18 protein-coding genes are annotated in these 20,573 nt (G+C 33.0%); 1 reads left to right on the top strand and 17 read right to left on the bottom strand.

What is annotated here, in order from left to right:
* Nucleotides 1-5: 5 nt before the first annotated feature.
* The 17 genes from glf to BCR23_RS11780 form a co-directional block, all read right to left on the bottom strand.
* Entirely contained in the window at nt 6-1,121 is a 1,116-nt protein-coding gene (gene glf, locus BCR23_RS11860; RefSeq protein ID WP_069635696.1) for a UDP-galactopyranose mutase, read from the bottom strand.
* Nucleotides 1,122-1,142: 21 nt separating this feature from the next.
* On the bottom strand, nt 1,143-1,871 hold the full coding sequence (locus BCR23_RS11855; protein WP_069635695.1) for a glycosyltransferase family 2 protein: 729 nt from the start codon (nt 1,869-1,871) through the stop codon (nt 1,143-1,145).
* Nucleotides 1,872-1,908: 37 nt separating this feature from the next.
* Nucleotides 1,909-3,495, bottom strand: coding sequence for a hypothetical protein (locus BCR23_RS11850; protein WP_069635694.1), 1,587 nt, complete (start codon nt 3,493-3,495; stop codon nt 1,909-1,911).
* Between the two features lie 80 nt (nt 3,496-3,575).
* Nucleotides 3,576-3,989 (bottom strand): GtrA family protein, encoded by a 414-nt coding sequence (locus BCR23_RS11845; protein WP_069635693.1) that lies wholly within the window; start codon nt 3,987-3,989, stop codon nt 3,576-3,578.
* Between the two features lie 49 nt (nt 3,990-4,038).
* Nucleotides 4,039-5,712, bottom strand: a complete 1,674-nt coding sequence (locus tag BCR23_RS11840; RefSeq protein ID WP_069635692.1) for a glycosyltransferase family protein — start codon at nt 5,710-5,712, stop codon at nt 4,039-4,041.
* Nucleotides 5,713-5,800: 88 nt separating this feature from the next.
* A complete protein-coding gene (locus BCR23_RS11835; protein ID WP_069635691.1) occupies nt 5,801-6,547 on the bottom strand; it encodes a hypothetical protein in 747 nt (248 codons plus the stop codon).
* Entirely contained in the window at nt 6,544-7,518 is a 975-nt protein-coding gene (locus tag BCR23_RS11830; RefSeq protein ID WP_069635690.1) for a DUF5067 domain-containing protein, read from the bottom strand. Before BCR23_RS11830 ends, BCR23_RS11835 begins: the two co-directional genes overlap by 4 nt.
* Nucleotides 7,515-10,115 carry a YfhO family protein gene (locus tag BCR23_RS11825; protein ID WP_069635689.1) on the bottom strand — a complete coding sequence of 867 codons (2,601 nt, stop codon included), beginning with the start codon at nt 10,113-10,115 and terminating at the stop codon, nt 7,515-7,517. The genes BCR23_RS11830 and BCR23_RS11825 overlap by 4 nt, the downstream gene beginning before the upstream one ends.
* A 28-nt stretch (nt 10,116-10,143) precedes the next feature.
* Complete coding sequence (gene lepB, locus BCR23_RS11820) at nt 10,144-10,776, bottom strand: signal peptidase I (protein WP_071870057.1); 633 nt, start codon at nt 10,774-10,776, stop codon at nt 10,144-10,146.
* Nucleotides 10,777-10,800: 24 nt separating this feature from the next.
* On the bottom strand, nt 10,801-11,556 hold the full coding sequence (gene lepB, locus BCR23_RS11815; protein WP_069635688.1) for a signal peptidase I: 756 nt from the start codon (nt 11,554-11,556) through the stop codon (nt 10,801-10,803).
* A 21-nt stretch (nt 11,557-11,577) separates the two neighbouring features.
* Nucleotides 11,578-12,243 (bottom strand): hypothetical protein, encoded by a 666-nt coding sequence (locus tag BCR23_RS11810; protein ID WP_069635687.1) that lies wholly within the window; start codon nt 12,241-12,243, stop codon nt 11,578-11,580.
* A 21-nt stretch (nt 12,244-12,264) separates the two neighbouring features.
* Nucleotides 12,265-13,344, bottom strand: coding sequence for a WxLIP family cell surface protein (locus BCR23_RS11805; protein ID WP_069635686.1), 1,080 nt, complete (start codon nt 13,342-13,344; stop codon nt 12,265-12,267).
* A 115-nt stretch (nt 13,345-13,459) separates the two neighbouring features.
* Complete coding sequence (locus BCR23_RS11800; RefSeq protein WP_069635685.1) at nt 13,460-14,224, bottom strand: WxL domain-containing protein; 765 nt, start codon at nt 14,222-14,224, stop codon at nt 13,460-13,462.
* Nucleotides 14,225-14,254: 30 nt separating this feature from the next.
* Nucleotides 14,255-15,061: a WxL domain-containing protein gene (locus BCR23_RS11795; RefSeq protein ID WP_069635684.1), complete on the bottom strand. Its 807-nt coding sequence runs from the start codon at nt 15,059-15,061 to the stop codon at nt 14,255-14,257.
* Nucleotides 15,062-15,064: 3 nt separating this feature from the next.
* A complete protein-coding gene (locus BCR23_RS11790) occupies nt 15,065-15,433 on the bottom strand; it encodes an LPXTG cell wall anchor domain-containing protein (protein WP_069635683.1) in 369 nt (122 codons plus the stop codon).
* Between the two features lie 17 nt (nt 15,434-15,450).
* Nucleotides 15,451-17,916 (bottom strand): L-type lectin-domain containing protein, encoded by a 2,466-nt coding sequence (locus tag BCR23_RS11785; protein ID WP_143140064.1) that lies wholly within the window; start codon nt 17,914-17,916, stop codon nt 15,451-15,453.
* A gap of 198 nt (nt 17,917-18,114) precedes the next feature.
* Nucleotides 18,115-18,705 carry a winged helix-turn-helix domain-containing protein gene (locus tag BCR23_RS11780; RefSeq protein WP_240482553.1) on the bottom strand — a complete coding sequence of 197 codons (591 nt, stop codon included), beginning with the start codon at nt 18,703-18,705 and terminating at the stop codon, nt 18,115-18,117.
* Nucleotides 18,706-19,072: 367 nt separating this feature from the next.
* Here BCR23_RS11780 and BCR23_RS11775 point away from each other — a divergent pair, with 367 nt between their 5' ends.
* The gene (locus tag BCR23_RS11775) at nt 19,073-20,572 is read left to right on the top strand and encodes a helix-turn-helix domain-containing protein (protein ID WP_069635680.1); all 1,500 of its coding nucleotides are present in this window, start codon (nt 19,073-19,075) and stop codon (nt 20,570-20,572) included.
* Nucleotide 20,573 lies beyond the last annotated feature (1 nt).

Genomic DNA, 20,573 nt, shown 5'->3' with positions numbered 1-20,573 from the left:
CTCAACTACACATTTTTATCAAACTCGTGATTCACCACATTAAGCGCTGCTTGTATTACTTGATGCATATCGTAATAACGGTATTGACCCAAACGACCGCCGAAAATAATGTTCTCTTCTTTTTTTGAAATTTCACGATATTGTTTTAAAATATTAGTATTCTTAATATCATTAACTGGATAGTATGGCTCTCGATCTGAAGTCCATTCCTCAGGATACTCCCACGTAACAATCGTATCTGGTTGATTCCCAAATTCAAAATGTTTATGCTCAATTACTCGAGTATAGGTAGTTTGATCATCAGTATAGTTTACTACTGCATTCCCTTGAAAGTTCTTAACATCTTTAAAGACTTTCGTTTCAAATGCTAGAGAACGATAATCTAACGATCCAAATCTATAATCATAGAATTGATCGATCATTCCCGTATAAATAACTTTAGGATAGTTTTTCAGATAATTCTCTTTATCCGCACAAAAATCAGTTTCCAATTCTACATCAATCAAATCCGAAGCCAACATCTTTTCAACGATTTGAGTATAGCCTCCAATCGGTACTCCTTGATACGTATCATTAAAATAGTTATTGTCGTAAGTAAAACGTACGGGTAATCTTTTTATTATAAATGAGGGTAATTCTTTGCAACTTTTTCCCCATTGTTTTTCAGTATAGTTTTTCACTAATTTATTATAAATATCTGTACCAACTAACGAAATTGCCTGTTCTTCCAAATTTGATGGTCTTTTATTTTTTAGCACTAGTTTTTGTTGATCAATTTTATTTTTAGCTTCCTCTGGCGTGATAACTCCCCACAACTTATTAAATGTATTCATATTAAAAGGCAAATTGTATATTTCACCTTGAAAATTCGCTACAGGTGAATTGGTGTATCGATTAAATTCTGCAAACTGCTGAACATATTCCCAAATCATTTTGTTATCGGTGTGGAAGATATGAGCACCATATTTATGCACTTGAATTCCTTCAATTTCCTCCGTAAAAATATTCCCTGCAATATGATTTCTTTTTTCAATAACCTTTATCCGCTTCCCACGCTTAGCAGCTTCGTATGCAAACGTTGCCCCGAATAAACCAGCTCCAACAACTAGATAATCATACATTCTATCCCCCCTTTTTTTATTTTAAACTTCAGAATGTCGAATAACATTTTTTCTGAGCATGCTAAAATCTTTGATAGCTTGCCAGCCAATTTTAGTAATGTTCCTAAGATTTATACTATTTACTCCACCTTGTCTTGGTTTAAAAGTGATCTTTTGATAACGTATTTTTTTATTATTTTTTTCATATAACACTGTTAGCAACACGTTAGAAAGATTATAATCTGTCGGAACATTATCCAGTAATGGAATTAGTGTTTCTCTTTTCATCAAACGAAATGGTGTATTGGCGTCTTCAACCCATTTTCCAAAAAATAGAAATAATACTAGTTTTAAAACTTTTGTAACAAGCACACGGCTAAATCCATCTTGTCGGCCGCTTCTTTTTCCTATTTGAATATCAAATTCATTGCGCTTTTCCCACATTGACCAAAACTCTTCTGGCAATGTTTGACCATCCGAATCTGTCTGAAATATAAAATCCGCCCCATGATCTATCGCATATTGATAGCCATATAAAACTGTTCCACCATGACCACTATTTTTCTTTTCAACAGCTGTAAGATTTGGATATTTCAACTCTAATTTTTTCAATATTGCAAAAGTTTGATCTTTGGAGCCATCACTAATTACTAATAACTCCGATCCCCCCTGTACCTTTTCAGTAATTGGATACCAATCCTTAACTACCGTTTCAATATTTTCCTCTTCATTGTATGCTGGTACAACAATGAATAATTTATCTTGCTTCATTCCTCCACCTACTTTTGAAAGTCTATTTCTTACTTACCTATTCAGATAGTTTCTTTTCAAACAACCAATATGTATGATTGACCTTGTCTCTTGATTGATCATGGCTCATAGCGACCTGATAGTTTTTTCCTAATTCTGTACCTTTAAAGTTTTTTTCATCATAATTTGTTTGAGTTTCTATAACTACAAAATCAACACTTTTTCTCTGGATAGCACGAATTTGTCCAGCAGCATTATCTGGGTACACTCTGTGATCTAAATTAAGTAAAATAAAGTATTTTTCACTAGGCAGTATGTCTGCAGCTAAATAAAAACCTCCATCTAAAAATTCATAATTTAAAAGTGTAGGATTAGGTGTTTTACTGTGCATATACTGTGCAAATAACTCTTGCGCAGTTACTTTCTGTTCCATTTCATTTGTAGAAACTGTGTCATTATTGGGAAAGAATAGAGATTCTCTGATAGTTGAATTAGAACCAAGTACAACAAGGATAGATACAAACAAGATCCATGTAATATTCACATTCAATTTAAACTCAAAAACCTCACTTAAACTATTTTTATACTTACTCACTATCTGCCCTATTAAAATTAAACTAAATAATCCAAATGGCATCATAAATAGAAAATAATACTCATACGATCTCAACCCCATGTATATGAAAAAAACTGTTGATAGGATGATTATCATCATAAATAAACGATGACTAATTGGCTTAGATAACTTTTTCCAAACAGGAATAAACATTAGTGTCGGAAAAATAACAAATAATCCGAAAAAACTAGCTTTAATACGCTCAGAAGCTGCACCTATAACATAGGCAATACGTTCTACTATATTCCCAGATGAGTCATTATATACACCACTATTAACCACGATATATACATTAAAAAAATCAACCAGAGCATCATTGATAACAAAATATACTAACCACGGTAGTATTCCTAAAAGAAATCCCGATGCAGAATATATAAAAAATGGAATTAACTCTCGATATTCCTTTTTTACCAAGTAATAGCCAAATAAGAACAAATAAAAAGCAATCCAAGGACCTAACAAAGAAAACTTAATAAGAAAAATTGCCGAAACAGTCAATCCCTGCCAGAAATAAACCCCTTTTGAAAATTTAAGAAACTGTCTTTCTTTCTTAAATCCATCTAATATCTGAAAAATTAAGATCATTAAAAGAGGAATACAAAATTCTTCTGGACTACCACCTTGTCTATAGTAATACTCATTCAAAATAAATACTGGAAATAGTATAGTCAGTACTATACTCATTGATTCTGACAAATATAATTTTAAAATTTTAAAACAATAAAATAAGTTAATCATCATTGCCAAACATTGAATAATAAAAACACCAATAAATCCTTTTGAATTTATAATTGAACCAACTCCATAAATCAGATACAAAAATGGTCCTTTTTGATCGAATAAATCTCTATAGGGAACTAGTCCTTGCATCATGCTTTTACCAACTGTAAAAAAAGCATTTGAATCTACCCAGTCATTTGTCAAAAAAAATGGTGAACTTTTAGTAGTTAGCAATAATAACACCATTGATAGTGTCAACCATTCAAGCATTCTTCCCTTTACTATTCTGTCTTTTAAAACTTTCATAAAAAACTCCTATTCTTTTTATATCGACTCATCCACATATTTATTGATTGAGATACTTTATCTATCGAGAAAAGTTTAAGCTATTTAAAAATTACTAACTTACTTAACACGTAATTGATAACAATAACCAATACACCCATAACTATTTTCGAACTTATTCCATTTATGAGTAAAATATCAATAAAAAGGAACATCCCTACCATCTCTACCCCTAAAGAAAACAGTCTAGCAATAATAAATGCCACAACTTCTTTTATCATTTGTACCATTTGGTATCTCTGACTTTGGAAAACAAACAGCTTATTAGTAATAAAAGCGAAGGTAACACCTATCATCCATGCAAAACAGTTAGATAACGTCCAATCTATTCCAATGAAAGTGTACAATAGATAAAAAGCTAGCACATTCAACAAAGTTGTCAAAACTCCAAATATAAAATATGTTATTGTTTCTCTAGTTAAAAAAACTTTGAAAATCCCCCCTACTTTACTCATAACATAGCCTCTCATATGAATTCTCTAAAAATTTAATTTATACTCACTACTAGCCCGCACTTTTCTTTTTACGTTTATCTATGAGATATCCTGCTAAGGATAGCCATGTAAGCAAACTTATACCCAACGATACTTTTTGAATCATTGTTCCTTTATACCAGAACCTCACTCTACCTTCACCAGAGACAGTTACTTCACACAGCCCTTTAAATTCTTGACTCTCTTCAACTTTACTGATTTCACCTGAACCCGTTAATTGAACGTCATAACCTTTATAGTAAATGATAGGAAAAGTAACTTTTGTTGGTTTTTCAACTCTATATATAAAAGAAAGTTCATTGTAATTACGTGTTGCTTTAGAAATTTCAGCTTCTTTCGAACGTGTAAAAATACCAGATATTTCATTTAAAGTCTTCACATAATCCATATCAGAAGGAAGATACTCCATTCCAGCGCCTAAATTAAATCCATCTAATTGAGAAAAGTAGTCATAATCGAATCGAACATCTTTTCTTCCTGTTATCTGATATTGAATAGAACTAAATAGTAAAAGAAAAATGGTACATGAAATAACTACAACTTGCGTATTTTTTTTCTGCGGTAATATATCCTCAAAACTATCTGCCAGTGCCCATGTGATGCACAGTGTTATGATTATAAAATAGCGCCACGGAAATTGAATAGCATTAAAAACTGTATCCTGAAACAAATAGTGGGGAAAATAATCCGTAGCTAAAAATAAGAAAACAATTCCTAACACCAAAAATTGTTTATTTTGAGTAGTTAGAGATCTTATCCTGATCAATAGCACTAATAATGCGACAATAATCAACCACCCTAAATTGTTATACCCTTGATTTAAGATAGCTGATTTCAGATAATCCACTAAGTTTTCTGCGCTTTTTTGCAAATAGAAAATCTGTTCAGATTGAACTTTTAATTGTTGAAAAGTCAGCTGTTCAATAATCGGTAATACACTCACCGCTACCATTAATAGTGTCAATACGGTTGCATAAAAAAGATACAATACTCTTTTTCTATCTTTAATCAATGTTTTGATATTTAATATAAGATAGCCAATAATAAATAGACAAAAAATAACTGTTGATATGATATGCGATATAAACAAACTTGCCATACCAATGGATAAAATATAAAACTTTTTTTCATCCCCACTAATTATTTGTATCATTCCAGCAAAAGCTATCGGTAGTACCATCAAAGCCAAAACTTCCCCCAATGCACCGCGTGTAACAACGTCCGCTATTCTGTAAGAAGATAAACCATACAACAATGAAAAGATTAAACTTTTTTTCTTATCATAAGTAATTGAATGAAAAGAATGATACGCGATCACAAACGTAAAAAAGGTCACCAATAATATATAAAATACATAGGATAAGCCTAATGGAAAACCAATTAGCCGAAGCAAGGCTGCGGGATACAAAAATATATCTGAATAAAATATACTTGATGCGTACCCCATTCCTTTTGCTAAAAAATAGGTTATTTGTGGAAAAAAATCACCATTGCTGATCGCAATATACAACGCTTCAATTCTACTTAAGTGAAAATCACTATCATGACCCTGATATAATTTCCCACCTTGAATATAAGAGAAATAGATACTTAGATAGCTAATCACGAAAAATAGAATATAACGATGATTTATCGTTAACTGCCCAATTCGTTTAGTCCAGTCTCCTTTTTTATTATCTGACATTCTTTACTTTCCCTCTCCACTTTCAATTTCATTTACTTCGGCTCAAAAAATGTTTATTCAATGATGTTTTTCTAAAAACTTCTATTTTTTATTCAGTCTGGTCCCATATTTCAGCATAGATTTCTTTTAAATTTCCTCCACCATCGTAAATAGCTGAAATTGATTTAGCCAACTCTTCGTTCTTATTTAATCCAACGCTGTTCGTGACTATTGCTACAGATTCATTTTTAAATTGCTTACCAGATTCCTTGATCTGTTTTTCAAATCCTTGGATCCCTTCACTAATAGTCGGCTCTGGCAACTTCATTAATGCTCCTAAGTCTTGTGTTATTTCTTTATAATTATCTTTAGGAAGTTTTCCATTTGCCGGCGCAATTTTTATATTGACTACTTGTCTTTCTAATCGTGCTTTTTTAGCATCCGAAGAAAATGTGTAATAAAAATTTATTACAGCCATCGTTTGTAATTTTTCCTCTTGATAGAATGTATACACCGTTCTAAATTCTACTTCCTTGTCTCTCGCTAAAATTAAATACTTGGTCTCTCCAGGTTGAACAGCATCTGTAGTAATATCTTTGGCCACAAGTTTCTTTGCTTGCTCATAATACGGTGGAATGGCTACTTTGTATTTATTTTTCAAAACCTTAAAAGCTTCTTCTTCTGTTTTCAAATCGACATAGTCAGAATCTCCAAAAGCTCTTTCTCTATCACTAATCCAGACAAGAGATTGGTCATCTTTAGATAGTCGTTTGTGGGGATTACCTTTAGAACATCCTGAAGTAACTATTACTACTATTAGAAGAAGTAGTATGAATAGTTGTTTATTTCTTATCATTTTGGCACCACCACTCTAACCGGTTTTAGTTCTGGAAACGCTTCTTGAGAGAATGCCAACTCTACAGAACTATCATCAGAGAGTTCATAAAAAGCCACACTTTCGAGACTCTCTCCTTTTTCTACGTTTTTTGACTGTTCATCAGCTAATTCTTTCACATCTAAAAACGACGTGTCTTGGGGAAGCTCACCAACACTTAACTCTTGCCCATTCTGTGTTGCAGTTACTAACGTCTTCCAAATAGAAGGCTCCACTGGAGTTGAATTCAAGTTTGTAAAGGTATAACGGATAGCTAAGAGATTTTTGTTTCCCTCACCGGTAATCTTACGAACACCTGTTGTTTCCATTTTTATTTCTTTATTTTCGATAGTAATAACATCGCCCTCTTCTTGCTTTTGACTTTTTTGGGCTTCTGCAGCTTTTTTAGAATCATAATCAACTTCTTTTAATGTCTCAACAGATGCATCAATCATTTCTGAACGCTTCTTATAAGAATTGTCATCAGCGGAATAAAAGGTAACCTGAACAAATCCATGCTTTGTCCATATATAATAAAATTGAGCCCAGACACTCTTTTCTTTAAACATCGTATTTAATGTGTATTTATAGGCAGGATTCCCATTTATTTTAACTTCCTTCATAAAAATGTCTTTTGCTTTTTTATACTTGTATCTTTCACGTAACTGCTCTCTAGTCTTTTCACCAAATCCTTCTTGCGCTACCTCAGCAACTGGAACCGTAGTAATAAACATATAAGAATTACTGCGTGTATCTTCACCACTAATAGCCGTTTTTAATCCATAATCCATTCTGCCTGTATTATCTTTTTTCCAACTTGAAGGAAGCTGCATTTCATATGACACGCCTCCATCTTCAAAGTTTTGTACCTCTTTATCAAGTTGTCCAGTACATCCGATCAAAGTAAACAAGAATACTAGTGACATAACGCTAAATAGTCGTTTATTTTTCATTCATTCTCCTCCAAATTTATTTTTCGACTCATTTTTTTATACCAAAATACATAGAGACAAAATGCGATAACGCAAACAAGAAATAACAAACTTCCCAACTTCATCCCCTTAGGATAAAAGGTTAATACCACCTCGTGTTTTCCTTTTGGAACCTTCACAGAAATCAACGCATCTTGTACTGCTTCAATTTCAACTGGTTTGCCATCAATCGAGGCTTGCCATCCTTGATCATATGGAATCGTTGTAAATATTACTTGCTCTTGTTCTAAAGCTACTTCAGCTTTTGCCTTGTTCCCTTTTACTTCAAAAGCAACTTCTTTTTTCTTGATTTCATTCATTGCATTATCAAAAGTATCTGTTTTTAAAACCAGAACAGATGGACGAATGAGGCGAATGATGGATTGACCATTAAATTTTGCACTCACTTTTACTTTTTCCGCTTTTGAATGATATCCAAGATTATAGTAAGTTCCTACTGTCGTTAGACTATTGGTTCGTTTTTGTCCACTCACACTTACTTCTACATCGGCTTGCCACATATCACTACTTTGTCCAGGATCTAGACTAAGGTATGCCTGAGTATTGGCTGGAACATCCACTTCCCATGTGATTTTTTGTGCTTTGTTAGCCATTTGTTCTGAATAAAAGGTAAAATCCCCTTCTTCTTTGACATACATATTTTCTCTGGAAACTTCTTTCAGTCCTGTAAATTGGAATAACGGTTGATCAATTTTAGATAGCTGATGAAGTAAGGCTGTCTGCGTCTTATTATTTTTATCTTGATAAATCCCTTCATCTGTTAACATCCCAAGTGGTAATGCATTTTTATTTTCGTACAATGTGTACTCACCACTTGAATCAATTTTTTCAAATCCGTATTTATCGAGATTTTGCTTCGATAAATTATACTTAACACCCAAAACGCCATCCATTAGTATTGTGTTGTTTGGATACATGATCGTTAAATTAGTTCCTGGTGAACGGAACCCAAGATTATCCAGATATTTAGAAGAGCGACGGTTTCGTACAGATGAAAACATGGTCACACCAGAGTAATTATAATTAAAACTATCTGTCCTTGTAACAGAATCTAAATTTTCCAATCGATAAAAAGAATCATTAATAGAAGTCGTTTTATTCACTAATTTATTTATATCTTTATATGATCTTGTATAAGCCTCTTTTTTAGTGTAACCCCATTCTTTATCTATACCTCCCATCATTTGAGTAGTATTAAAAAATGCTTCAAGGCTAATGCATAGGATAAGAACAACAGGCATGAACTTAAGAAATTTATGTTTTTTCTTTTTACTTAAAAATAAAAGTAGATACGCTGATAAAAATACTAACGTAAGAACAAGTGATTCCTGAGTAACAAAATCATATCGTTTTTTATTCGATACAATGACCGCTAATAAGAACAATCCACTCAGGCTCAAGCAGATATTAACAAACAAAGGAATATCTTTTTTTTCAAGCATCTCCATACCAAAACCTGCCAAAATAATGACAACAGTAGAATAGAGATAACTAAATCGAAATAAAAACATATTTGGAAAATGCATTCCTTGCCAAAATAAATTCAACGGTTCAATATAGACACTCGCTACCATAAATAACACTAAACTTCCATAGATCACTTTATTCCTTAATGGAATTTTTTTACTAACAAAATAGAAAATAAAAAATATTAGCGGTAATAAACCAATATAAATAAACGGTGCACTACCATATTTCGATGTATCATAAACTCCAGGCATGCTTTTGATAACAAAATCCCAAGGTCCTAAATCGCTTGTAAAAATTTGATTGATTGAATCTAATTTTTCTCCGTTCATCTTCAAATCAATAACCGATGGCAAGATAATAATCATCGAGGCTCCCCCGGCTAATACAGAGGTAATCAGATAAGGAACAATACTGGATTTATATTGTTTCCAATTTGTAAGTAGTCGGGCAAAAAAATACAGAAATGAAAAGACACCGACCATGAAAGCTGTATAATAATTAGTAATAAAGAGAATAAAATATGTAGCGAATAACAGGATGATTTTTTGTTCATCCATCACTCTTTGAATGCCCAATAAAATTAATGGTAAGAAAATTAACGCATCCATCCACATCAGCATAATTGAATATGCGACTGTAAAACTCATTAATGCATAACAAACACTAAGACAGACTTTTCCCCATTGAGGTAAACGATACGTATTGTGGGCATATACCCAAAAACTAAGACCCATCCCACCAATTTTTGTTAATAAAATCACATACATAGCATCTGGCATCTGTCTATTATCAAAAAAGAATACTAGGAAGCTAAAAATACTATTGACGTAATAACTCATCAACGAAACAAAATTTAGCCCAAGAGACCCTGACCATGTATAAAAGAAAGATTGTTTTCCATGGAGAACATTATTAAATCCTGAATAAAAATTAACTAACTGACCAAATCCATCACTAGCTAAAATCGTTCTGTCACTCGTTGGATAAATCCCTAATTGATAATAACTAATTCCCATAATAATCACTGGAATCAAAATACTTAAGCAAATAGCCCAACCATTATTTCTCAAAAACGATTTTATTTTCATCTTATGTAGTCACATCCTTACTTATAATTCAGTTTATTGACCCCAGTCTATCTAAAGGATAATAGCGGAATCGAACAACACCTTCTATTTGTTTAAAATCGATCAATCCAAGCTGACGGCTATCAGTAGAGTGTCGACGATTATCTCCCAAAACAAAATATTGATGTTCAGGAATCGAAGAAATTCCTTGTAACTTTGCCGCTACTTCCCATGATACTCGTACTTTTAGCGTGCCATCTGGTAACTCACTTCCCAAAAGAGCAGATTCATTTTCTGGAGTTAGATTGCTTGAGGACATTTGATGATTAATATATAGGTTATTTTGATCTAACCAAATACGATCTCCTGGTAACCCTAAAACTCTCTTTATATATGACTCTTTTTCTTTATTTTTGGGTACAAATGTAATCAAGTTATACCTAGATGGATATTCTCCTTTCATCACAAGTAAGCGGTCATTATTTTTTAGTGTAGGTAACATCGAGTCACCACTAACTATATGTGCTTTTATTCTTATAAGAAAAAAAACAGATACTACAATCAATAAAAGAAAACAGATTTGCTGAAAAAACTTCTTTTTTCTACTCACGATCTTGTCATCTTGTTTAATTTTCTTAGAACTAAGAATCAACCTTAGAACGGATTTTTTTTCTGTTTCCATAGATGCATTCCTTTAATCATAATTTTAAAATTGTTGAATTTGATGAATTGGTAACAACCGCATTTCAACAATTCCTTCAATTTCTTTTTCATCAATATATCCATAGCTTCTGCTATCCATGGCGTAAGGCCGATTATCTCCTAAAATCAAGTATTTCCCTTTAGGTATCACAGGTATTTCAGGATGCCAATCCTCAGTGTATTTCGTACTATGGTTTTTCGCACGACCAATTGGTTCAACTATAAAGCGCTCAAAAACTTCATTATCATTGACATACAATACGTCATTTTCATAATAGATCTGCTCACCAGGTAATCCTATAACACGACGGATTGCTAACTCCTTACTCTCAGCATCCCTATACAAAACCAATTTAAATCTTTTCACTTGGCTTACTTTACTTACAAAAACCCATTCTCCATTATTTAATGAAGGAGTCATTGAGTAACCCTCCACTTTAGAGATAGAAAAAACAAAAAACGAAATAAAGTACAAAAGAACTCCTAATAAAACTAAACTAGCCCCAAATTCTAAGAATATTTGTTTCAGCATGATACCCCAACGCTTTTTTCTACGAGACTTTTTTTTCTTAAGATTTTGTTTTGCTTTTTTTCGTTTTTTATTTTCACTAATAAAGAACTTTTTTTCATTTTTTAATAGTGCATTTTTCTTGCCATTATTCGCCTCTTTTTTGAGTCGAGCAACGCGACGACTTTTAACGACTTTTGACGATTTTTTTTTTGCTTTTTTAGAGGGTGCGTTTTCTTTGGTTGTGCTCATATTACAACCCCCTTCATTACCTTACTTCTTCTGTTTTAGTGCAGATTCGTTTATACTAAATTGTTTAAAAATCTTTTTTTGTGTGCCAGTAATACGTTTGGAATCTTCTAAGTACTCAAGAATTAATCCTTCATCGTTCAATTGTTCTTCTTTTTGAGAGTATAATCCTGTACTATAATCACGTATCTGAGCATAATAACGATTCAATATCCTCTGACCATCTTTTGACAAAGCATTAGAAGGCGTTGTTGTTCCGTAAGACGCTAATAATGACGTAAGTTCTAATAACTTATCTTTCGTTTTTTTAGTATCTGCACCATTTTGTATCCCTATTAAATTCTTATTTATTTCATCCATTAAGAAATAGCTTTGAATAATTGCATTTCCATCATTTGCAGATAAATTTGTCATCTGATAATAACGTGCATATAATCCCGTTCCTACAGAAATTCCAGAAATGATCATTGCAACCACAAATCGTTTAATATATTGTTTCTTCTTTTGTTCTAGTCGACGACGCATTCGTAACCAACGCTTTTTTTTCTGTTTATTTTTTGGTCGTTTTTGCTTTATAAGCTTATATTCTTTATTTGTTAGGAAAAATAAAACAATCGAGAATATGCCCAAAAAAACAGTAAGAACGGCTGTAGACAAGCAACCAACGAACAACCAATCCAACACGGTCATATCTAGTAGCCCCCTTGCTTATTATGTTTTCTTTTTAAGTGATTTTTTGTTTCTTTGTTTCTTTTTTTTCTTAGAAAACACACGTACCATACTAAATATAATAATTAATACAAGTAGGATAACACCAACAATGATAGCAATCATTTTCCAGTTAATCCCTCTTTCTTGTACTAATGAGACATCTTGCGCATTATACTTTTCAGCATCTTCTTTGGTTACTTTAAAATCTTCTTTCCACTCCCATTTTCTTTCACCTGCAGTAATTAAAATATGCCCCGTATAATCACCCGCTTCAAATTCCTCTCCATTTAAACTAACTGGAAAATCAATCATTGAGTTAGGAGCCATTCTATAATTCGCTTTTTTTGAATCATATAGCGCTTCATCTGATCCTTTTTTGAAGATTTGAACATCTACTGACATTCCTTCAACATAATTCATTTCAGTGTTAGAAAAATTAACCATAAATGCATTTCGATAATTTGTTAAATCTGGATAAATTTTATTAAAGAGTAAATTCGGTTGAACTTTTGTGTCAGATTCACTTAGCAATATTCCAATCAAAAAAGCATATTTGTTAATTACACCCTTAGCTTTTTGATTTGCTTTCTTTTCTTCCTCTGTCTCTGCTCTTTTTAGATAAATCCCTCCAGAAATATGACCATCGTATTTTTCTTCAGGCATAGTAATTTCTACAGAAATTTTTGTCTGGTCATTTGGAGGAATCGTAACTTTTTCAGGAACCTTTACAATATCTTTGATATCATATTTTAAAGATGGATCATTTTTGATCGTCGTTGGTCCATACTCAATCACACCATTACTATTTGTTTTTGCACTATTAACAGCCATTTCTATAGTCATTTCTTTGTCAGTGATATTGTATAACTCAACTTCTACTGTTTGTTTTTGATTTGGTTCCATACGTAAATCAAAGTAGCCAGTATCCCCAACTTGATTGCTAGGCTTGATTATTCGATAATTGTAACCAATACCCGATGTATCAATTGATTCATCAGCATATGTTATTTGTGGTATAGCTATAACCAAACTTGTTATGTAAAAAATGAAAAAAATTACTTGTTTCAATTGACGTCTCATATTTATTTCCCTTCCATAGCTCTTTTTAATTAAAAATAAGGCACCGATCCACTAGAAGCGGATCGGTGAACCACTAGTACTTATACAAGTGATAGGTCATTTCAACTAGTTAAGCTTATTTACTTTCAGCTAATACCCAAGTGATTTCGCCTTTATAGTCACCAGCCATGATATTTTGCTCTTTACCAATTTTTAATTGTACTGATTCGCTTGATTTTGTAGCGTTTGCTGCACCAAGTTTACCAAAGTAAATGTATGTTTTACCTTGACCTTTAACAGCACTTGTATTGTTAACAAATGTTGTAGGGGCAGCTGTTGTTACAGTAGCTGTTGCTGATAAAGCAGCATCTTCTAATCTCAATTCAGTTGGTGCATCAGATTGAATGTTTAAGTTTTTGTATAACAATTCAGCACCAGTAAGTGTGTTTGTTTTGTCCACGCCACCATCTTTGATTGTCGCTGTCAACTCTTTAGTGATTTGTGCTGTTAATGTATACGCATGGTTAAATGTACTACGAACGTCTTTAATTAAAACGTTGTTAGCCATAACCCCTGCTGCCTCTGTATAGTCTTTTGCCCAATACGTACGGTCATTACCATCTGTAACAACTTTTTGTTCACCAAAGCTTAATGGTGTAACATCCATAATACCGAAATCGCCGACTGGTACTGGATTTCTTGTAATTGAACCAGAGACATTGTCATCACCAGAAATATTTGGTCTTGTTGTATCTGTATCGTCAGCCGTGTTACGAGTGAATTGAATATCCATATCTGACTTAAATGGATTGTTTTCAGCTTTCGTAGTACTTGGAATAGCAATTGATACTCCTACAGCAGCTATTAAAGCAGCTCCGCATAATTTGTGTGTTAATTTCATTTGTGTTTCCTCCTAAGAATATGTTTTTATTTATGGCAACTCGGATATAATCCAAGTTAACACCGTTGAGTAAGTCCCTGAATCTTTTTTAGTAGCTCCTGGGATAGTTAGGCTAACCGCATCATTCATGTAAACGGCTTGATTATCTAATGAGGGATTTATTACTGGTTTTCCTTCTTTGTCTAATCGAGGTGTCATAGTCGGATTTTGATTAACTTGATTGTCAGGTGACGCACCAAATACGATGCTCCATGTTCCTGCTCCCGTTCCTTTTTTTGCTTCTGCCAATGTGTACGTTTCACCGATATTATTCAAATGAATGACTTCTTTTGAAATATTCGGGGTCTGGCCAAAACCATTAGAGGTATTGATCCAAGATTTATCTAAAGAGATGACAGCACCATTCAGTTGGCTGTTCTCTTTATTCTGATTTTTAAATTGCGTTTCCTGTCGAACTTGTAATGTCCATCCATTAGCATTCCCTCTATAATCGGAAACTTGAATAAAGCTGCCACGAGGCGCAATCTGCCCTTTGAATAAAAGTGCGTCTGCTGAATAGCTGATGTCATTAGCTGAAATCTTATTACTGCTAAAACCAAGATTGGGTACGAAATCGATGCGTAATGGACCGCTAGTTTTCCCATAAGTTCCTTCTTCAACAGCTAATTTTTCGTTCTTTTTTTCAGGATCCATGACCCCCAATTTAGGGTCAACAGTGTCAAGAGTAATGTTCATATCTCCTGAATTTGAGTTTTCTTGTGCATAATAAGAACTTGGCACAGTTGTTAAGGCAATCACAAGGAGGAGTCCCATAGAAAACAAATGAATTTTTTTCATTTCTTATTCTCCTTCCCCATTATTTTCTTGTGCTTTGTTTCTTTTTTGCATAACTAAGAAAATACCTGCTACAGCTATAAGCGTTAATCCACCAACAGATAATCCAGCTTTCACTAATTCACCAGTTGAGGGAAACTTTCCTTTTGGTTTTACGGAAGAAGAACCGCCACTAACACTGTCAGAAGATTTTTGTACTTCACTACTTCCTGAAGTTTTCGGCGCTTCCGAAGAATCATCGAATAAAGTAATTTCGCCTTGTGTAGGCGCTTCTCCTCCATCTGCTGCGTTCATCTCCCTAGCGCTAGTGATCAAACTTGTTCCTACTATGAACAGTGACAATATAGAATAAATCAACCAACCCTTTTTTTTCATCGTTCCCCTCCTCTTCATCATTTCGCATTTTCCAATGTAATTTCTAATTGTGCTTTATATTTTCCCAATGCTTTTAAAGAACCTGCTGGAAAATCGAGGAAAAACCCTTCTTTTCTATTTTTCCATCTCTCTTCTGTAATATCGTATTCATTAGTGGTAATCGTATCTGGTGTATAAATAATGTTATCTACATCATTTAGCGTGACTTCATCCGTAGCATTTTTATACTTGATGACATTCGTCATTTCCTGAGAACCGTCTTCATTTTGAAGATTATTAGTGATTTTAGCTTTCAAATTCCAGGCTACTTTATTTGTTCGCGTGTCTGAAATTACCAAATTCGCCCCTATAACATCTGGTTCAGATATTTTCTTACTACCAATAAAGGATGGTTGTACTTTAAAATCTAAACTTGTTGGCGCTGTAACAATAGATAGATAGCCCGTAAATTCATACTTCACTTCAACATTCTCTCCCACAATCGCTACGGCTTTTTCATTATCTGGCCGTTTTACAAGGCGATAGTGTTCATTTTCGATATCGGCTATTCTTTTTTTCACCTCAGGTATTTCGCTTAAATCCATGGTAGTGTTTACCTTACCTTCCAACACAAGTTTCACTGGATTTTTATCTATGCTTTGACCTACCTCATTAACAAAGCCAACAGTTATCTTCCCGATACTACTTTTTATGGTAACGTCAATAATCCTTGTTACTTTAGAATCACCTGTACCATAAGATAGAGTAACCTTGTACACACCTTCTTTAACTACGGATGAACCGTTAAGTCCAGGTAGTGTTGTGGAAGTGACACTTACTAAAGTATTATCAAGCTGCATTGCTGGTAAAGGATCAAATCGCCACACATGGAGATAGCTTTTTTCTCGGATCATTTTTTCGATCTCAGCTTTAGTTGCTGGATAATCTGCAGAAAATACTGTAAAATCATCTGCTTGGAGCAAGTGTTTATTGTCTGGTGACACTGAGTCAATTGAATCTTTTATAAAGATGGGAACTGTAACGTCAGTCTTATTTCCAACTTCATCGGTTAATTCCAACAGAAAACTATCTGGTCCAAGCGCACTTACCAAACCTTGGATATCTTGATTTGCTTTTAAAGAGACCTTTACATTTTCTTTCAATGTAATATCGTCAGACCAATCTTTCAGGAACTTCGTATAATCTAAAACATCTGTAATTGCTTTATCATCACCATAATTGATTATGGTATGTTTACCTTCACCCTTTGGCTTTATTGCATCAACTTTGTATAAGCTTTGAAGGTCAGGTGATATATAGTTCGCTCCTGTTACTTGACTTTTAACACTTTGATCAGTAGTTACCATTAAACCAGTATTTTTAACTTTAAATTTGACATCCAAATCACTATTGATTAGTGACAGATCAGACGAGGTTATTTTTAAAGTATCCCCTAGAATAGTTGGATTCACACTTTTACCATTTACAGTTAATGATCCTGATTGATAGATTTGCCCTTGTGATAAAGTAAGATTTAAACTTGGTGATAGTAAGTTTTGTAACCCACCAACATACTTACCTGAATAATGCACAGTAAGCTCTTCGTTTGGTCCAACGGCTTTATCCATGTTTGCTGGAAGTCCTTTAGAATTTAAAAATTTTATATTCTCTTCATAATTAACTAAACCAGGAACCGAACGGAATGCCACCATTGCCTTTTCGGTTAAAGCTCCTGTCGAACCAGTAAATCCCCAGTAGACTTTTTCATCACCCGTTTGAGCAAATTTGAACGTACTTTTTGGAATTGTTGCTTTAACAGGTTGAAGACCTTCATACTCATAAGTCAGTACTCCATTACCTAGCCTATCCCAAGTTGTCCAATGAATTTTCAACAATCGCCATTTTCCATCTCCTAGAGAAAAATCTGGATATTGAAGCCCCGCATGATCAAGTATGAACTCGTTATATGGAGTTGATTTAAATAGATACGAATCTACATTGTCAGGAAAAGCATAAGCCACATGTCCTTTTTCACGACCATATCCATCCAAATTCCTTAAAATATCATAATCATAAGAATCACCGTTATAATACGTATCAAATTCAATAGCAAAACTATTTTTTAGTTGTTCTACCAATGTCTTTTTCCCCGACCAAGCGGTCTCGATGTAGGATTGTTTTGCATTCGCATACGCCCCTATGGCATTACCAACCGCTCCCGTAAAGTATGAAACTCGATCCGGATCATTATGGAATACAAAAGCAACACCATCTGCTTCACCTTCTAAATTGATATACATCTCAGCATCAAAATCTTTACTTAAATCAACTTTATTCGCTTCCGTTGAAAATATACTTCCTACTCTATTTGTTTCAGCATCAGTTATTATGACGGTATTTCCCCTCACAGTACTGTGTGCTCCCTCCGGTACTGTAAAAATATTATCTAATGGAACACTCTGAGGAGCTATTTCTGAAGCAGCTTCCACCTGTGAAGGTAACAACAGGATTAATCCAAACGCTAGAGCGCAGAAAAAAGTTATTTTATTAAAATTACAAAACATCTTTTAATTTCACCTCCTTTCTAGTCTAGATGAGTACTAAGTAAATCGTTTGATTAATCACAGGAAATCCTCCATTTTTGTTGACAATTTTAATATGTGACAAGCCGAATTTATAAATCTTTGCATAACTCTTTATTTCTATAAATCCAACATATATCCTTTAGAACGGATCGTTTTGATATATTCCGGCTTAGTTGAATCCTTTTCTAACTTTTTACGTAAGTGAAAAATTAAATTGCTAACTCGATACTGCTTGTTTCCTTCTTGGCAGTTGTTATAATCATCTTTCCACACATGCTGATAAATTTCTTCGTATGTCACGGCTTTTCCATTGTGATTAATTAAATAAGAAATTATTTGAAACTCCAATTTTGTTAAACATACTTCTGTATTCCCTTCTACAATCACACTTAAGTTCTCCGGAACCAAATCTAGAGCTCCTTCTGAAGGTTTTATATCAAATCGATCTCTTTCACTTTCATCTCCTATAGTCTTTTCTTTCACTCTTTTCAATAAATTTGAAAGTTGTAAAATCGATTCCTCTTGTTCTATCTCTTTATCTGCTACTCCATCTGCTCCCAACTGTAGATAAACCATCTTACTTGTTTTAGAAAGATTTTGAGAAACAACCCAGATCAATGCTTTGAAATTTCTTCTAATCTCTAAAATTAGTTCACAGGTATTTTTCAGGTTCAAAGCTGAAGTTTCTTCTATTATTAATGCATCCATAAGATATGCTCCCGATAAGACCTCATCAGCTGAAAAGATATGTATATGATAAGAAGTATTGTTTAGTTGGTTCTTGTATGTATCAGTTACTGTTTCATTTGTTGGTATAATTCCTATGTTGTACATGATTAATTATCCTTTCTTAAATAAAATAGTTTTTAATTTTCATTTAATTATATTGTAATTATACATTTTTTATCCTTGATTTATTTCCGTAAAATACTTTTTTTTTAGGATTTTTTGAAAAGAACGGTTTTTTTTTAACTTTAACAACAAATTTTTTAACATTTAAATGGTTTCGTGTTATATTTCACTATAATCACTTAAATATATAGTTTTTATACTTTTCAAAAGGAGCGATATAACTATGAATAAAAAATTTATGAAAAAAAATGAAGCTAATAAGTTTGATTTATTCAAAAAAATAGTTTTTAGTATACATGGAATTAGTATTCAAGAGATCATTGACCAGAACGGTGATTCAAAAAGTACAATTTATCGTTACATCCAACAGATAAATGAAGATTTGACCCAAGCATTTCCAAATCAATTTGTTCAAATCAATCAAAAATCAACACTATTGTTTATATCTATTCCTGAATCCATGAATGTCGCTTATGTCATTGATTATTTAAGGTTCTACTACATTACTGTATCTCCTGAATATACAATTTTTGCTGCTGCTGCTGATAAAAACTATAGTTCTTTGGAATCTTTAGCCCAGAGTGTGAACTTGAGCCCTTCTTATACTTATAAAAATTTGACCTCCTTAAACAGGATTTTAAAACCTTTCAATATAAAGACAGCTTTTGGTGATGATTCAAATAAAACAAATATTTATGGCAAAGAATCTGACATTCGCTTTTTTCTTTTTTTTGGTTACTGGTCAATATTAAAAGGATTGTTTTGGCCATTCTATCGATCGCCTAAATATTTTGAAGAGTTGCCTACTCCAATCTCAACGACTTTATCCCCGTCTCAAGATACTAGAATTCGTTACTTTCAGAATATTACATACTGGCGAATCCTATATTTGCAAGAAAAAATCATTATAGAGGAAGACTTTCTTTCATATTTATTAATTTTGAACAACGAAAACCCTACAACCTTTACAATAAGTTTCGACAATGTATTATCTGATGATGAGCTCAAAACTGAGCAAGCTTATTTTGGTTACTTAGCTAGATTTTTCATCAGTGATATTGATACAAACGAAACAAAAAAACGAACTGCTCAATTGCTTATTGATTCAGACTTACCATTAGCTGCTATCTGTAAAAAGCTACTCACCCTACTTCAAAAAAAGTATAATCTTTTAATAGATACAGAGGATTTTCAATTTTTCTTCTATCATTTAATGATTGCCCTACTTTATATCAAATATATTAGAATTGACTATGAGACTTTATGGGAACAAGAAGAACGCCAATTTTCACTGGATAGTGATGACGATGAATTTTACATAGTAGAAAAAGAACTTTATAGTCTCACTCGTTCATTTTTCAAAGACGTTTCTTTTTCCAATAAAAAAATTTCCGATGGGTTGGTAAATTACATGGTAAACCTTTTGTATTACATTATAGATAGCTCTAAAAAAATCAAACCTTTAAAAATTTTTTGTCAATACTCGAAAAATTTTTATACAGTCGGTAATATTAAAACTAATTTGTTAACTATTTTCGGTGAACAAGTTATACATTTCTCAAAAACTATCAATGATGCCGACATTGTTATTTCAGACTGTTACGAAGGTAATATCGACAACAATAGTTTCTTTTACTTCGACAACCCATTCGACCCAAACATTTGGAAAACTTTGTCTGCGTTTGTTAATTCTCAATTACACAATACCTCTTGTTTTGAATAAC

Source organism: Enterococcus quebecensis (assembly GCF_001730365.1).
GTDB classification, from domain to species: Bacteria; Bacillota; Bacilli; order Lactobacillales; family Enterococcaceae; genus Enterococcus_L; species Enterococcus_L quebecensis.
This window is presented reverse-complemented; position numbering and strand designations above follow the sequence as displayed.

What these genes read in the sequence shown, in the direction of transcription:
- glf (WP_069635696.1), bottom strand. Translation starts at nt 1,121, where the DNA reads ATGTATGATTATCTAGTTGTTGGAGCTGGTTTATTCGGGGCAACGTTT.
- BCR23_RS11855 (WP_069635695.1), bottom strand. Translation starts at nt 1,871, where the DNA reads ATGAAGCAAGATAAATTATTCATTGTTGTACCAGCATACAATGAAGAG.
- BCR23_RS11850 (WP_069635694.1), bottom strand. Translation starts at nt 3,495, where the DNA reads ATGAAAGTTTTAAAAGACAGAATAGTAAAGGGAAGAATGCTTGAATGG.
- BCR23_RS11845 (WP_069635693.1), bottom strand. Translation starts at nt 3,989, where the DNA reads ATGAGTAAAGTAGGGGGGATTTTCAAAGTTTTTTTAACTAGAGAAACA.
- BCR23_RS11840 (WP_069635692.1), bottom strand. Translation starts at nt 5,712, where the DNA reads ATGTCAGATAATAAAAAAGGAGACTGGACTAAACGAATTGGGCAGTTA.
- BCR23_RS11835 (WP_069635691.1), bottom strand. Translation starts at nt 6,547, where the DNA reads ATGATAAGAAATAAACAACTATTCATACTACTTCTTCTAATAGTAGTA.
- BCR23_RS11830 (WP_069635690.1), bottom strand. Translation starts at nt 7,518, where the DNA reads ATGAAAAATAAACGACTATTTAGCGTTATGTCACTAGTATTCTTGTTT.
- BCR23_RS11825 (WP_069635689.1), bottom strand. Translation starts at nt 10,115, where the DNA reads ATGAAAATAAAATCGTTTTTGAGAAATAATGGTTGGGCTATTTGCTTA.
- lepB (WP_071870057.1), bottom strand. Translation starts at nt 10,776, where the DNA reads ATGGAAACAGAAAAAAAATCCGTTCTAAGGTTGATTCTTAGTTCTAAG.
- lepB (WP_069635688.1), bottom strand. Translation starts at nt 11,556, where the DNA reads ATGAGCACAACCAAAGAAAACGCACCCTCTAAAAAAGCAAAAAAAAAA.
- BCR23_RS11810 (WP_069635687.1), bottom strand. Translation starts at nt 12,243, where the DNA reads ATGACCGTGTTGGATTGGTTGTTCGTTGGTTGCTTGTCTACAGCCGTT.
- BCR23_RS11805 (WP_069635686.1), bottom strand. Translation starts at nt 13,344, where the DNA reads ATGAGACGTCAATTGAAACAAGTAATTTTTTTCATTTTTTACATAACA.
- BCR23_RS11800 (WP_069635685.1), bottom strand. Translation starts at nt 14,224, where the DNA reads ATGAAATTAACACACAAATTATGCGGAGCTGCTTTAATAGCTGCTGTA.
- BCR23_RS11795 (WP_069635684.1), bottom strand. Translation starts at nt 15,061, where the DNA reads ATGAAAAAAATTCATTTGTTTTCTATGGGACTCCTCCTTGTGATTGCC.
- BCR23_RS11790 (WP_069635683.1), bottom strand. Translation starts at nt 15,433, where the DNA reads ATGAAAAAAAAGGGTTGGTTGATTTATTCTATATTGTCACTGTTCATA.
- BCR23_RS11780 (WP_240482553.1), bottom strand. Translation starts at nt 18,705, where the DNA reads ATGGATGCATTAATAATAGAAGAAACTTCAGCTTTGAACCTGAAAAAT.
- BCR23_RS11775 (WP_069635680.1), top strand. Translation starts at nt 19,073, where the DNA reads ATGAATAAAAAATTTATGAAAAAAAATGAAGCTAATAAGTTTGATTTA.